12 protein-coding genes are annotated in these 14101 nt (G+C 61.3%); 6 read left to right on the top strand and 6 right to left on the bottom strand.

What is annotated here, in order from left to right:
- Positions 1–56 precede the first annotated feature (56 nt).
- The 4 genes from ilvD (at position 57) to KZ498_RS08445 (ending at position 6729) form a co-directional block, all read left to right on the top strand.
- A complete protein-coding gene (ilvD, locus tag KZ498_RS08460) occupies positions 57–1784 on the top strand; it encodes a dihydroxy-acid dehydratase (RefSeq protein ID WP_312618252.1) in 1728 nt (575 codons plus the stop codon).
- 284 nt (positions 1785–2068) lie between these two features.
- Positions 2069–3868 carry a pentapeptide repeat-containing protein gene (locus KZ498_RS08455; protein WP_312618251.1) on the top strand — a complete coding sequence of 600 codons (1800 nt, stop codon included), beginning with the start codon at positions 2069–2071 and terminating at the stop codon, positions 3866–3868.
- A 290-nt stretch (positions 3869–4158) separates the two neighbouring features.
- Positions 4159–5955 (top strand): L-aspartate oxidase, encoded by a 1797-nt coding sequence (locus KZ498_RS08450; protein WP_396276114.1) that lies wholly within the window; start codon positions 4159–4161, stop codon positions 5953–5955.
- Positions 5956–6285: 330 nt separating this feature from the next.
- A complete protein-coding gene (locus KZ498_RS08445) occupies positions 6286–6729 on the top strand; it encodes a nuclear transport factor 2 family protein (protein WP_312618249.1) in 444 nt (147 codons plus the stop codon).
- A gap of 116 nt (positions 6730–6845) precedes the next feature.
- Here the strand turns inward: KZ498_RS08445 and KZ498_RS08440 are convergent, their stop codons facing one another.
- The 4 genes from KZ498_RS08440 to merB form a co-directional block, all read right to left on the bottom strand.
- A complete protein-coding gene (locus KZ498_RS08440; protein WP_312618248.1) occupies positions 6846–7463 on the bottom strand; it encodes a DUF4397 domain-containing protein in 618 nt (205 codons plus the stop codon).
- Positions 7464–8034: 571 nt separating this feature from the next.
- Positions 8035–8556, bottom strand: coding sequence for a DUF6326 family protein (locus tag KZ498_RS08435; protein WP_312618247.1), 522 nt, complete (start codon positions 8554–8556; stop codon positions 8035–8037).
- Positions 8557–9171: 615 nt separating this feature from the next.
- The gene (locus tag KZ498_RS08430) at positions 9172–9801 is read right to left on the bottom strand and encodes a class I SAM-dependent methyltransferase (protein WP_312618246.1); all 630 of its coding nucleotides are present in this window, start codon (positions 9799–9801) and stop codon (positions 9172–9174) included.
- Positions 9802–9814: 13 nt separating this feature from the next.
- Positions 9815–10495, bottom strand: a complete 681-nt coding sequence (merB, locus tag KZ498_RS08425) for an organomercurial lyase (RefSeq protein ID WP_312618245.1) — start codon at positions 10493–10495, stop codon at positions 9815–9817.
- Positions 10496–11270: 775 nt separating this feature from the next.
- Here merB and KZ498_RS08420 point away from each other — a divergent pair.
- Together KZ498_RS08420 and KZ498_RS08415 are read left to right on the top strand one after the other, a co-directional pair.
- Positions 11271–11969 (top strand): hypothetical protein, encoded by a 699-nt coding sequence (locus KZ498_RS08420; protein ID WP_312618244.1) that lies wholly within the window; start codon positions 11271–11273, stop codon positions 11967–11969.
- Positions 11966–12610, top strand: a complete 645-nt coding sequence (locus tag KZ498_RS08415) for a methyltransferase domain-containing protein (protein WP_312618243.1) — start codon at positions 11966–11968, stop codon at positions 12608–12610. The genes KZ498_RS08420 and KZ498_RS08415 overlap by 4 nt, the downstream gene beginning before the upstream one ends.
- 59 nt (positions 12611–12669) lie before the next feature.
- Here KZ498_RS08415 and KZ498_RS08410 read toward each other — a convergent pair whose 3' ends face one another.
- Positions 12670–13293, bottom strand: a complete 624-nt coding sequence (locus tag KZ498_RS08410) for a helix-turn-helix domain-containing protein (protein WP_312618242.1) — start codon at positions 13291–13293, stop codon at positions 12670–12672.
- Between the two features lie 458 nt (positions 13294–13751).
- Complete coding sequence (locus KZ498_RS08405) at positions 13752–13994, bottom strand: hypothetical protein (protein WP_312618241.1); 243 nt, start codon at positions 13992–13994, stop codon at positions 13752–13754.
- Positions 13995–14101: the final 107 nt, after the last annotated feature.

Genomic DNA, 14101 nt, shown 5'->3' with positions numbered 1-14101 from the left:
GTCGGACGTTACCGCGAGTACAAGTTATTTATGGTTGCCCATGTCGTCGGTGAAATATGAGCAAGCAGGAACGGCAAGAGCGGCCCGAGAAGGACCCGGAGCTCCGGAGTACCGAGGTGACGGAGGGGTACGAGAAGGCCCCCCACCGCGCGATGTTCCGCGCGATGGGCTACGACGACGAGGACCTCTCCTCGCCGATGATCGGCGTCGCGAACCCCGCCGCCGACATCACGCCGTGTAACGTCCATCTGGACGACGTGGCCGACGCTGCCTACGACGGTATCGACGACACCGAAGGGATGCCGATAGAGTTCGGGACCATCACCATCTCCGACGCCATCTCGATGGGGACCGAGGGGATGAAGGCGTCGCTCATCTCCCGCGAGATAATCGCCGACTCTGTCGAACTCGTCACCTTCGGCGAGCGCATGGACGGCATCGTCACCATCGGCGGCTGTGACAAGAACATGCCCGGGATGATGATGGCCGCCATCCGGACGGACCTGCCCAGCGTCTTCCTCTACGGCGGCTCCATCATGCCCGGCGAGCACGACGGCCGCGAGGTCACCATCCAGAACGTCTTCGAGGGCGTCGGCGCTGTCGCCGACGGCGAGATGAGCGAGGGCGAACTCGACGAGATGGAACGCCACGCCTGCCCCGGCGCTGGCTCCTGTGGCGGGATGTTCACCGCAAACACCATGGCCTCCATCTCCGAGGCCCTCGGCTTCGCGCCGCTGGGGTCGGCCTCCCCGCCGGCCGAACACGAGTCACGCTACGAGGAGGCCCGGCGGGCCGGCGAACTCGCCGTCGAAGTGGTCCAGGAGCGCCGCCGCCCCTCGGATTTCCTCACCCGCGAGTCCTTCGAGAACGCCATCGCCCTGCAGGTCGCGGTCGGCGGGTCGACCAACGCCGTCCTCCACCTGCTCGCGCTCGCGGCGGAGGCCGGCATCGACCTCGACATCGAGACGTTCAACGAGATCAGCGCCCGGACGCCGAAGATAGCCGACCTCCAGCCCGGCGGCGAGCGGGTGATGAACGACCTCCACGAGGTCGGCGGCGTCCCGGTCGTGCTGCGGGCGCTGAACGACGCCGGCCTGCTCCACGGTGACGAACTCACGGTCACGGGCAACACAATCGCCGAAGAACTCGACCGAATCGACCCGCCGGCCATCGAGGACCTCGACGTGGACTACCTCTACACCGTCGAGGACCCCATCCACGAGCGCGGCGCGATTCGCATCCTCTCTGGCAACCTCGCGCCCGACGGCGCGGTCATCAAGATCACCGGCGAGGACCACCTCCACCACGAGGGGCCGGTCCGCGTGTTCGAGCAGGAGGAAGGGGCCATGGAGTACGTCCAGGAGGGTCACGTCGAGTCCGGCGACGTGATCTGTATCCGCAACGAGGGCCCGCAGGGCGGTCCCGGCATGCGCGAGATGCTGGGCGTGACCTCAGCCGTCGCCGGGCAGGGCCACGCCGAGGACGTGGCGCTTTTCACCGACGGCCGCTTCTCCGGTGCGACCCGCGGCTTCTCGATTGGCCACGTCGCCCCCGAGGCGTTCGTCGGCGGCCCCATCGCCGCCCTCGCGGACGGCGACACCGTCACCATCGACATCGACAACCACGAGCTGTCGGTCGACCTCACCGACGACGAGATGGCACAGCGCCTCGAAGACTACGACCCCGAGCCGACCTACGACAGCGGCGTGCTGGCGAAGTACCACAGCGACTTCGGCTCCGCGGCCAACGGTGCGGTGACGAACCCCGGCGCAAAGTGGGACTGATACGGGCTGTACCGGTACGTGTCGGCCCTGGGCACTACCGGAGATACTGGCCGTATCGGGACCAGCTCCGAGGCTCTCGAACTGCTCGATAGTGACTGCAGGAACCGAAAACCGGGTCGATTGTACGACGGCGTGTGAGCGGTCCCGCGACTGGCACCCGGGACGGGTCACACTTCTATATGTCCGGCACCTAATGTCCCGTGCAACTGACACTACGTATGTCCGGAGCACCGGTTTCCAGATGCGGATACGAGTGGCCGGCAGACGGTGACTCGGTGGACAGCATGCTCGCAGCGGTCACTCCGGCGGCGTGTTGCTTTCGCCCGACTGTGGACGGGGAGGCGGACCGGTGTGTCTGGCATGCCGGCCAGGAACTGAGTGCACGGAAGACGGTCGATGCACTGGTCGAGAGCTGTGTGCCGTCAACGATCCGCGACCAGACTCGACCGTTCGCGGAACACTTCGGCGGGGCGATTCTGTCCGGGTGTACGCTCACCGATGCGATACCGGTAGCCAGGACAGCCCTCTACGGGGCGGACCTGTCAGGAGCGACGGTATCGGGGGCTGTCCTCAGCGAGGCAAACCTGCGGGGAGCTGATCTCTCGAACGCGGACCTGACTGGGGCGGACCTCACCGGTGCCAGCCTCCGGGATGTCGACATGCGGGACGCTGACCTGGAAAACGCCGACCTGACTGACGCGAACCTCCGCGGGGCCGACCTGACTGACGCGAACTTGCGAAGTGCGACACTGACCGAGGCCAAACTCTTCGAAACGACGTTGTGCAAGGCCTACCTGGGCCGTGCGGACCTGAGGGGTGCGAACCTCGAGAACGCCGACATGACAGGCGCGAACCTCGGCCGTGCCGACCTGACTGGTGCGGTCCTGGGGCGGGCGGATATGACCAGAGCGACAATGCAGGGAACCGTCCTGTCGGAGGCGAGTATCGGCCGTGCTGTCATGCGACAGACGACACTCTACAGGGCCGACCTGAGCGACGCGTACCTCGGTCGCACCGACCTGTCGGGTGCGAACCTCAGCAGCGCCGACCTGACCGGTGCGAACCTCGCACAGGTGGATCTGTCGGGTGCGAACGTCAGGGACGGTGACCTGTCGGCCGTGAACCTCGGACGGGCTGACCTCACTGAGGCGACCCTCCGCAACGCCTCCCTTCACGAGGCGAATCTGCGTGACGCCGACCTTGGTGACGCGGTTCTCGAAAACGCCGTCCTGCACGAGGCAACGCTCACGGACGCCGAAATGCCGAACGTGGTTCTCGATGGGGCCGACCTCCACGGGGCGACCCTCAGAGACGCCACCCTGAGCGATGGGACCCTGAGAGAGGCCGATCTGCGTGATAGCGATCTCGAGGGCGCCACACTGGTCAGGACGGACCTCGTGGACGCTGACCTCGCTGCTACGACCCTCCGGCGGGCCGACCTCACCGATGCGGACCTCAGGGGTGGGACACTCGCTGGCAGCGACCTCAGAGGGAGCGTCCTCAGGAACGTCGAAGTGAGTCAGGGGACGCGGTGCGGCCGCCAGACGCGAGCGGAACGCGCGGCCGTCGGCGCCGAAGCGTGGGACCAGATTGCACGGGCGTACAACACGCTGAAAAGCGCGTTCAGCGAGGGCGGACTGGTCGGCAAGGCCAGGAAGCATCACGTGCTGGAGCGACGCGCCCGTGGGTACGAGGCGAAGGCAAACGGTGCGATATCGGGCTCTCTCCAGTTCGCCGAGGGGAAGCGAGTGCCGTCGTTCTCCCGGGAGCACGGAAACGTCGGGGCCGACGCGGCCTACATCGGCTCGTGGCTCTCCCGTGTGACGACGGGCTTTGGCGTTCGACCCTTCCGACTGACTCTCTGGATGCTGTTTCTGTTCGCAATTTCGGCGGTGTGCTACGAAGTAGACCCGGGCATCTCGGACAGCATCTACTACAGTGTCGTGACATTCACGACTGCGCCGCCGCCCGAGAGCGAACCGACGCTACAGGTCGTGCGAGCAGTCGCACTGGTGGAGACGTTCGGCGGTACGCTGCTTATCGTCCTGCTGGGCTACATCCTCGGGAACCGTGAGCGGTTCTAGCAGTCGAGACGCTCTCGGACGTGACCACTCGCTAACACACCTACAGTCAGCAAAGCCCTACTCTCAAAACAACGGTCCTGCTGACGATACCCTCCATATCTTGCACCGTATTCCGGACAGGTTCTATAGAGTTAGTTCGGAGCGTGCAAGATAGAGGGCGCCTACGCAGCACGGGTCCCGTCTGGTTGGTCGTGAGTTACTCGGATGCTCGTCACAACATCGCGGCGTGAAAATGTCACCAGTTCACAGGAGTAGGGAGCCTGTATGAGCACGGAGAGAGTATATACGTGATAGAATCTGACCGACCCGTCGACGGTGCGTCGCCCGAGCCGACCTACGAGACGGTCGACGTGAGCGTGCTGGTGATCGGCGCGGGAGCCGCGGGGGCTCGGGCCGCCATCGAACTCGTCCAGCAGGGGGTCGATCCCGAGGACGTGCTGGTGATCGGCAAGCGGGGCCACGGCGACGCGCACACGACGTGGGCACGCGGTGGAATCAACGGCGCGCTCGGGACGCAGGACCCCGAGGACGACTGGACGATTCACGCCGCGGACACCCTCAAGGAGGGGCACTTCCTCAACGACCCCGGGAAGGTGGAGACGGTCACCCAGCGGATGCCCCGGCTCCTTCGGGAACTGGACGACTGGGGGATGGCGTTCAGCCGCACCGCCGACGGCGACATCGACCAGCGCTACTTCGGCGCACAGTCGTTCCGTCGGACAGCGTTCGCCGGCGACTACACCGGGGAGTCGCTGCTGAAGACCCTGGTGGCGAAGGCCCAGTCGCTGTCCATCCCCTACCGCGAGAACGTTTTTATCAGCCGGGTACTGACCGAAGATGGCCGGGCGCTCGGGGCGGTAGGTGTGGATCTGGACACCGGAGACTTCCTGGCGTTCCGAGCGGACACCGCGGTGCTCGCGGCGGGCGGCTACACCAGCCTGTACGACCGCCACTCGTCGCAGGACGACGAGAACACTGGCGACGGGCCGGCGCTGGCCTACGAGGCCGGCGCTCGGCTGATGGACATGGAATTCGTCCAGTTCCACCCGACCGGGATGGTCGGCGACCGTTACGGCGAGGAGTGGGACGGCAGACTCGTCACGGAGGCGGTCCGTGGCGATGGCGGCCGGCTGTACAACAGCGAGGGCGAGCGATTCATGGAGCGGTACTCCCCCGACCAGATGGAACTGGACGCCCGCGACGTTGTGGCCCGAGCCATCGACCGCGAGGTCCGGGAGGGTCGGGGAACGGAGAACGGCGGCGTCTACCTGGACATCTCTCACCGCGAGCGCGAGTACATCGAGGAGCGGCTCCCCCGGATGTACGAGCGGTTCGCCGATCTGGGCGTGGACATGGCTACCGAGCCCGTCGAAGTAGCCCCGACCGCTCACTACGGGATGGGCGGCGTGGTCGTCGACGAGCACAGCGAGACCGACGTGGATGGGCTGTACGCCATCGGCGAGACGATGGCCGGCGTTCACGGCGCCAACCGGCTGGGTGGTAATTCCCTGGCCGAAACCATCGCTTTCGGCGAGGCGGCTGGCGAAGCTATCGCCGACCGCCTGGCCGGGGAGGACCGGCCAGCGGTGGGTGACGACCAGTTCCACCGTCTCGCGCGCCACCATCTCGCCGATCTCACGACGCTGGCCGGCAGTGACGGGAGCGAGGACCCCGAAGTGCTGTTCGACGAGCTGCGCGGGCTGATGGGCGCCCACGCCGGCATCCTTCGCGACGGCGAGGGGCTGGTCGAAGGGCTCGCCGAACTGGAGGCGTTGCGCGAGCGGGCCGGCGACCTCGCGGTGGGTGACCCCACCAGCCGGTCGTTCGAGTTCGCACTGAACCTCGGGTTCGCGCTGACCGTCACCGAGGCGGTCCTCCGGGGGGCCGCTGAGCGCGCGGAGTCTCGCGGCGCCCACTACCGCACCGACCACCCGGAGACCGACGACGGTTGGCGACGCAACATCGTCATCGAACGCGACAGCGTCGGCGGGATGCATCTGAGCACAACCGCCGTGGGCTCACCCAGCCAGGCGGTTCAGACGGCGCTAGACGCCGGCTACGAACTGAACTACCACCAGCTTGAGTAATCACACCGGTTCGACTCCCTGACCTGCCGAGACACGCCTCTCGGGGGGACGCGACGCACGGGCTGACCGCGACCACACCTCCACGGTCGCTCGCCCCGGCGGGAGTTCGGCCACGAACACACACTCCATGACATACACCGGAACCGGCCTCGTTGAAACCCTCAATCTGTGATGCGTTCCAGCGACCCTGTTGCATACAGGGTGCGTATGCAGCACGCGTTCCGTCTGGTTCGTCGTGAGTCACTCAGTTGTTCGTAATACTATCCCAGCGTGAAAATGCTACCAATTCACAGGGGTAGGTGTCCTGTGTGAGTATGGAGCGACCAGCACATGAGCCACTCACATACCGAAGCAGACGCCGTCCGAGACGCATCCGACCGGTTCTACAGTGCACTGGACGAGATGGCGAACGGCGATGCCAGTTCCATGGCGGACGTGTGGTCACACGATGAGGACGTGACGACCATGCACCCGATCGGTGGACGGGAGGAGGGCTGGGAAGCTGTGAAAGGGTCCTGGGAGGGAGTCGCATCAATGAGTGAGGGTGGGGAGGTCACCCGCACGGACCAGCTCATCCGCGTCACCGGCGACCTCGCATACGAACTCTGCACCGAGTCGGCGTCGATGACCCTTGCGGGCGAGCCGCTCTCTCTGGAGGGCCGGGCGACCAACGTCTACCGGAAGGAGAACGGCGAGTGGAAGGTCGTCCACCATCACGCCGATATCCACGCCGAGTTCGCCGAGATGATCGCGAACATGGATGAGAGTGCGTAGATGCTGTTCCACGTTCGCTTGACCCATAGTCCCGAGAACTGCTGGGCGCGTGATTACTTCGACCTCTCATCCTACAAAGCATGACCGGCGGTGTCGCGGGTGGGAGGAAGGGTGAATCAGTCGTCAGCGGCGAGTGTCGTAGTCGCGTCCTCGGTGAGCACTGCGCTCAGCGTGTCGTCGCCGACCCGGCCGACGGCGATGGCCGTTATCGCACTCCTGCTTTTGAGGGTTGTATTCGGCAGTGACAACGCTACGTCGTCACCGGCGGCCGGACAGATCTCGAGGTCGTACTCCCCGCTGTCGACCGGTGTGTACTCCGAGGACTCTCTGTAGCCGATGCTCTCGAAGAGGGTCGGCCCGCCGCCCGCGACACGGACGTCCACTGCCGGGGCGTCCGGCGAAGCGTGGACGAACCGGGCGTGACACATCCCCTCAGCGAGCCTACCCGGGGCGTCCATCATCACGGTGGCCGCGATGTCGTTCTCGGAGAGCATCCCGGTCGCGAGTGCAGTGTAGGAGGTATCGTCTTCGAGGTCAAGCGTCGCCTCAAGAACGGGATCAGTCTCCCCGTGTCCGCTTATAATCAGCTCGTGACTGCCCGAAGGGAGGGCTACGTAGTCGGTAACGTTGGGATATGCAACTCGCTCGAAGGCTATCTCGCCGTCGACGCGAACGTCCATGTCTGGAGCGTCAGGAATACAGTGGCCGATTCGTACCGGTGATTCGTTTGCCATGTCTAATCACTCGCTTGTGAGCGAGCAATGTAGACTTGTAATCAGTCATGATTAAATGGGATAGATTTTCATACTAATCTGATTTTTGATTAATAGAGTTCCGGCGTACGAGACTGGCCTCGGATCCGTTGCTAACATTGATACTGTTCAGTCTGTAGTCTACCGGCAGAACGGCATCGGAATCGGTGGGACGTCTTGCTGAACGTACCTTCTGAGTCTTGCACGCTTATTCTGACAGCTTCTGGAAACGTTGAATCGGACGTGCAAGATACAACGCGCGTGTCTTGCACGGCCCGACGGACTATTTTGAATGTTGGGGCTGTGCTACTACCAAATGGTTGAACTCCGCGGTGCTTGGACCGAACAGGAACTTGAGCGGTTTCTCACGGAGTCGCGGATCCCAATTCGCCACTCGGTTCACCGAGGAGATGGGTCCCTGTGGTCGATTGCGCTCTGGTATTGGTATCGGGATGGGTCATTCGAGTGCGTGACGTCCGCAAACGCGGCCCTCGTCGAGTTTCTGGGAGGTGGTTCGTCGGTCGCGTTCGACGTTCCGACGAACGACGCACCCTCAGAAATCTTGAGGTTGGACTGTCTTCCGGTCGTTCGCCTCAGCCCTTCGGGTTGCGTCCACCGGGGTCCTCGGCCATTTCCAGGCATACCATAGAACTAGTGCAAGAAGAAGAACTTCTACACCAGCACCAAAGTAGTAATGTGGCCAAGATCCTGCACCCGCTAAATTGAATAATGAATACGGAATATAGAGTATTCCCAGGACGAGATTCGTCCAGCGATTCACTCTTGCCGGCAATGTCAGAGACAGGGCAACCATCAAAGCCGGAATTGTTACTGATACCAGTGCAATCATAATAAATAATGGCGAAATTTGGAACGTGAATACTTTTCCTATTAGTATATCCTCAATAGTCCCTGGCTTATAAAACCCCAAAACATCTACATATACATATAAAAACATAAATGATGTCCACAATCCGGCAAGCTTCAATTTCACGTCAATCTGGTTGTCCTCCAACCCGCCGCTCTTGGGTTCCGCCGTCGTTGACTGGTCCGCCTGTGGCTTTGATGGTACCATACGGTGCCTACGACCCGATTCCTTGTGAATAGTTAGCATTTTGAAACTCTGCGTGGTTTTGATTATCCGAGTGACCCCAACCTCGGTTTCCAGATAGACGAGACCTACAGTGGACGTGCTGAACGAATGCTCTGTATTCAGTAGACTACATCTGACAGGTCCTGGTAAATCCCTCGTCAAGGCTCCTCTTGTGAGCCGACCTGTCCGACTCTTGGCCAAGAATCGGACACCGATTCGAGTTCATTCGCAGACCTGCTCTTTGAAATACACAGCTTTGTTGAAACCCTCAGTCGGTGATAGATTCCAGTAGTTGTGCTGAATACACAGCACGTATCGCTGACCAGTTCCTCATCTGATTTCATCGACTCGAATCGCTCAGTTCAGGGCACATGTGCAGCAGAACTCGTACTGCCGCTACGGATTCGTAGCCAAACTATAGTAGCCATTGAAAATCAATACACACCCGACCGCACGACTGCAGTGCGGTCGGTGTGTAAATCGTTTCAATTGTTACTATAACAACATAGTAGCGAACAGCACTTGTCCGGAGCAACTACGTGGCTTCCTCTCGATCCAGTGCGTCGATTCCCTCGCTTGTCTCCACAAATACCATCGTTACGCTGGACGGGCTTCGATAGCAGTAATCATACCGAAGAAGGCGGACGATGACTCGATAGTCGTTAGTGGCGACTCGGTGACAACGGCGAGTGGCTCCTGATTCCACCGACAACTGTGTTTCTCGAAGTGTGCGTCTGCCCGCCAGTCTTGGAAACGGGCGATGGGTCCGACGCTGCTTCGACCGTGCTCTAACAGTAGAATTCGTCCATCGGGCGCACAGACACGCCCCATCTCCGAGAGCGCCTCGACCCGGTCGGGAAACGTACACGTCGATAGTGAGGATATGACGGTATCGAAACTATCGTTTGGAAAGTCGAGATCCTGAGCATCCATCTCGTACAGTGTCGTTTCCTGTGGACTTTCGTCAAGATGCTGGCTTGCCTCTATGAGCACCGCATCACTGATGTCGATGCCAACGTACTCAGTAGCTCGGTCGAGATACTGGGCGTTGGTCCCCACCCCACAACCCACATCGAGGACTCGGCCGGTCGCATCGCCAAACAGCACTCGGCGGTACCGACCAGTGAATGCCCGATTGAGCCAGTCCATCTTGGCCATCGTCGTGGCCTGCTCACGGTAGGTTTCCTTGACATCGGCCAGAGTATGACGCCGATGTCTGGTGGGCATGGACGTTCTCGTGTTATTTTTGCTCATCGTCACCCTCCGTGGTCAGTGCTCGAGCGAACGCTGTCGCACTTGAGAGTGGCGTGGCCACGGTTGCGGCGGGAACGACATCGGCCCACCTGTCGTACGCATCGCGGTCGGCAAAGGCCTTGACGTATGGACAGATAGCAGCATAACTGTCCTGAAGCGTCGGGTCACCGCCCGACTCTTCGTGGGCATCCAGTCCGATTCCCAGTGAGAAGACAGCCGTTTCGGGGTCGACCGACAGCTCCTCGCTACCCACCGCGCGGGCTTCGATAACCACCCCGTCGGGGCTGACCGTATGAACCTCAACAGGTTTGTGTTCCAGTGCAGCGAGGATGATCGCGTCGTAGAAACACCGGAAGTGGTGACGTTCGCCAGTTACCTCTCCCCAGTGGTCTGTTTCCTCGTCGGTGTGGCAAAGCTGATCGGCGTCGAGGGAGCCACCGCCGGTTTGTCGACGGATCTGCTCGCTCCATTCGGCCAGCGTATCGACCGATTCGACGCCGAAGAAGCGTCCGAGCGCGGTTCGCAAGTCCTCGGGGAGCCGCTGGTCAAGCCCGGCTTCCCCGAGCCAGTGACCGGAGCCACCTTCGGGCGCCGTTTCCTGTGGGTTGACGCCACAGCATCCATCGGTGACGTCGACTGTCGTGGTATCGGTTTCTGTGTCACACATCGCATTTTACGAGACGAGACGCTACAGCGTCTTCTTTGCTCCCAGTGATGTGGGCCGGTTTATTACTGTAATACTGTGTCATACTGCACGGGGTGACGAACGCAGGTGATTCCGCTGTTCCTGTATTCGTGCCAACTATTAGACCCACGAACACCCGTTGGGATTGTTTCGGTCCGCTGTAGAACCAATATCGTCCAGAAAGGGGTATGTCGGCGACTGGCAGGTGCCAGTCTCGTCTCCGTGCAAACCCTATGGCGCGTAGTCACCATCCTCGAAGATGGTCCGCCTCCGTACGGCCGATGTGAGCGTCTAATAAATCCACCCAGAACAGTGGGGGTCAGAGAAACACCCCAGTACGGCGTCTGTATTCTCGAGGTGACAACCAGTGTATACCCAACCTCCACCCCGAAGAACGCGCGCCATCACGCACACACCAGATAGAATCAGTCGACGTGCCCCCTCTCCTCTGACATCGCTGAGTTATGCGGCTATCGTCCCTGCGACGCTACTGATTGTCTCGGCCCTCCCGACGCATCCAATACTCGTTGTGAGTGCGCTCTGGCTGAGTGGCGGAATAGCCGTAGTGCTTGTCGTACGTTCCAGTGACAGAGATTGTCAGCGCAGTCAGCCACACCAAACCTCGAACGCTTCGTCAGATACGCCTGCTGCCCGTAGCGCCAGCGAATCGAACAGCAACACGACTTAAATCTGCCCAGCAGATGGGCAGATATCACGATTAGACTCCCGTTCGTGTTATCGACTACGGTGAGACAACGTGGCAACTGAATCAATCAGACCAGGCACCGAGCGGACGACCAGCGAGCTACTCGCCGATATGGCCCGGAGGAACGGGACGGCGTTTCTCTGTGGGGCGATTGCGTTCTTCGCGGGAAGTGCCGTCCTGACACAGAGCGGTCAGCCAGGCGCATCCACACCACTCCCGTGGATGCTGAGTCACGTGCTTTGGATCGTGGCGACGGCATTCGTCGCTATCGGAACGGTACGGCTCGTCGTCGCCCGTCCTGCGTCGCGGACTGGTATCGTCGGCTACGTGGCTAGTGGGCTCGTCGGACTAGGCGTGCTCCACACGCTCCAGTGGGCGACCTGGGTGTATGTAGATGTGATTGCCTATCAGCAGAACGCCCACGAGATGCTGTCACTGCCGCTCCTCCATCCCTTCGGCACCGGCCACATGCTCATGTTCGCGATCATTATCGGAAGTGCGATTACGGCACTCGCGCTGGTGCTGGCGGGGACGCGACTGACCCATCGGGCGCTCCCCTGGCTCGGTGGTCTCGTCGGCGTGATGACTGCGCTTGCGGGTGTCGTGACACTCGTAACGTTTGCGCCCGTCCGGTCCCCGGCGAGTCTGGTGGCTATCGGTTCACAGGCACTTAGCTTCGCCTGGCTGTTCGTCGTGGGCGTCACGCTGTATCGTGATAGTTCCGAAGCCCAGCAGGAAACCACAGTATGACGGTCTCAAACTGGTGGAACCGAACCAGATACGGGCTGTACGCGCCGGTCTACGACTGGGGTGCGCAGCCGTTGGAGCGAGGCCGCAGACGTGCTATCGAACGACTTGACATCCAGTCCGGCGACCGCGTCCTCATCCCGGGATCCGGAACCGGCATGGATCTCGAACACCTGCCCGCAGGCGTGGAGGTCACCGCCATCGACGTGACGCCAGCGATGGTTCGACGGACGGAGCGGCGAGGCAACTCCCTAGGGCTGGACGTGGACGCACGAGTCGGGGACGCCCGGTCACTTTCCTTCGAAGACGACTCCTTCGACGTCGTATTGCTCCATCTGATCCTGTCGGTGATCTCCCATCCCGAGAGAGTCGTCGCCGAGACAGCACGCGTCCTCGACTCCGAAGGACGTGTCTCTATCTACGACAAGTTCGTTCCCGAGGGCACGAGGCCGTCACTTCTGCGTCGTGCGATCAATCCAGTTGCTCGGTTTCTGTTTGCTGACCTCACCCGTCGACTAGAACCAATGACGGCCGATACCGACCTCGAACTCACTACCGAGGAATCGTTCCTCGGTGGAATCTACACAGTGACGATCGCAGCACCATCCTGCAGAGAATCCTCGACAACGACAGAGAGCGTGTGACTGCAGGATAGCCGAGTATAGGGGACCGTTCCGCGAAAAGACGACACGCTGTCGGCGGATTACCCCTGCGCCCCGAATTTCTGAGAGAGGAGGTTCCGTTCGGCCCGCTGAAGGTGTTCGGCCACCGTCGAGGCGTCTAAATCCAGTTCAGCGGCCACCTCTTCTGTCGACACCTCACGGGGAACTTCGTAAAACCCCATCTCGTAAGCAGTGTGTACGATCTCCCGTTGGCGTTCTGTGAGTGCATCGAGGTCTGTCTCGGTACCGTCGTAGTCGCCGAGTTTCTCCAGTTCCGGCGAGATGCCGGCAGCTTCGTACTCCTGGAGAGCCTTGCTGATCGTCTGTTGGGGACCGACAAGTTCCATTGTGGCACCGTGCTCGGTCATTGAGGGATCACAGGTCCCGATCAGCTCATCGCCGTAGTCGGCAATCTCGTCGGTCAGATCCGGCGCGACTATCTCGACCAGATAGAGATAGGTATGTTCTTTCTCTGTGACGAACTCCCACTGGGAGACTGCCTCGAACGCTGAGAGGCGCTCGCCATCGAGTTTCTCCTCGACTTCGAGTTGCATCACGCCACCGTTTCCGTGGCAGTCGAGTTCCTCGAGTTCACGGATACCGGCGTCCCTGGTGTAGGCAACCAAGTCACCGAGTCCCATCTCCTCGAGTGCTTCGTCACTCATTGTGACGATCGCTTCGCGCATTATCCGGACATAGACGTGTTTTTTAATAAATCCTATTCCAGTCTCGTAATGTTCGAAACATGGTTCGCAGACGCTGGCAACCGACTACGCTCCCCCTAACCTCGGAGAGTGAAGTAATCAATTGGAGTCGTGTTTCCCCGTCCATCAGCCATCGTCCCGCCACGCAATCGTGGGCCACAGCAGTGTCGTGAGCGGGTACTTAGGCGCGAATCAGTGTCCCACTGTCCGCCAACACGAGCAGGATAGAACCGACCGCTGGTGCTACATACACCCTCTGTATGCCCCACACCGGTTGTATCAGACGCTGAGGGTTTCAACGGAACCGAGATACTCAACAGCAATCCCTACCGAACCGATACCGTCTGGCCATAATCACAGCCTCGACTAACACACCGTGCCGCCCGGGTCGGAGCGGCCTCGTCAGATAAAACCGGGACTCACTGCCGCGTGACCGTGATGAGCCCCTCTTTGAGCGCCGCTTCGAACCGCTCGTCCAGTGTCATCTGCTCCCAGCCGTCCGGCTGGTTCTCAGTGGCGATCTCTGAGAGGGACTCGACCAGGTCTCTGTGGAGGAAGCGACCATTCTCGCCACAGTCGTCGCAGGTCTTGATTATCGATCGAACCTCGAAGTCCCGCTCGACTTCGGCCTGGCATCGGGCGCACACGTACGTTTCAGACACGACCGACAGTACGTCGTCCGGATACTCGGTTGTTGTGACTTGTTTCAGTCGGACCGACGAGGAGCATCCACTACAGCGATAGCGGACGTTCCAGGGGAACGGGCCGG

The organism is Haloarcula sp. 1CSR25-25 (genome assembly GCF_032027985.1).
Lineage (GTDB): Archaea > Halobacteriota > Halobacteria > Halobacteriales > Haloarculaceae > Haloarcula.
This window is presented reverse-complemented; position numbering and strand designations above follow the sequence as displayed.

What these genes read in the sequence shown, in the direction of transcription:
- ilvD (WP_312618252.1), top strand. Translation starts at nt 57, where the DNA reads ATGAGCAAGCAGGAACGGCAAGAGCGGCCCGAGAAGGACCCGGAGCTC.
- KZ498_RS08455 (WP_312618251.1), top strand. Translation starts at nt 2,069, where the DNA reads ATGCTCGCAGCGGTCACTCCGGCGGCGTGTTGCTTTCGCCCGACTGTG.
- KZ498_RS08445 (WP_312618249.1), top strand. Translation starts at nt 6,286, where the DNA reads ATGAGCCACTCACATACCGAAGCAGACGCCGTCCGAGACGCATCCGAC.
- KZ498_RS08440 (WP_312618248.1), bottom strand. Translation starts at nt 7,463, where the DNA reads ATGGCAAACGAATCACCGGTACGAATCGGCCACTGTATTCCTGACGCT.
- KZ498_RS08435 (WP_312618247.1), bottom strand. Translation starts at nt 8,556, where the DNA reads ATGGTACCATCAAAGCCACAGGCGGACCAGTCAACGACGGCGGAACCC.
- KZ498_RS08430 (WP_312618246.1), bottom strand. Translation starts at nt 9,801, where the DNA reads ATGCCCACCAGACATCGGCGTCATACTCTGGCCGATGTCAAGGAAACC.
- merB (WP_312618245.1), bottom strand. Translation starts at nt 10,495, where the DNA reads ATGTGTGACACAGAAACCGATACCACGACAGTCGACGTCACCGATGGA.
- KZ498_RS08415 (WP_312618243.1), top strand. Translation starts at nt 11,966, where the DNA reads ATGACGGTCTCAAACTGGTGGAACCGAACCAGATACGGGCTGTACGCG.
- KZ498_RS08410 (WP_312618242.1), bottom strand. Translation starts at nt 13,293, where the DNA reads ATGAGTGACGAAGCACTCGAGGAGATGGGACTCGGTGACTTGGTTGCC.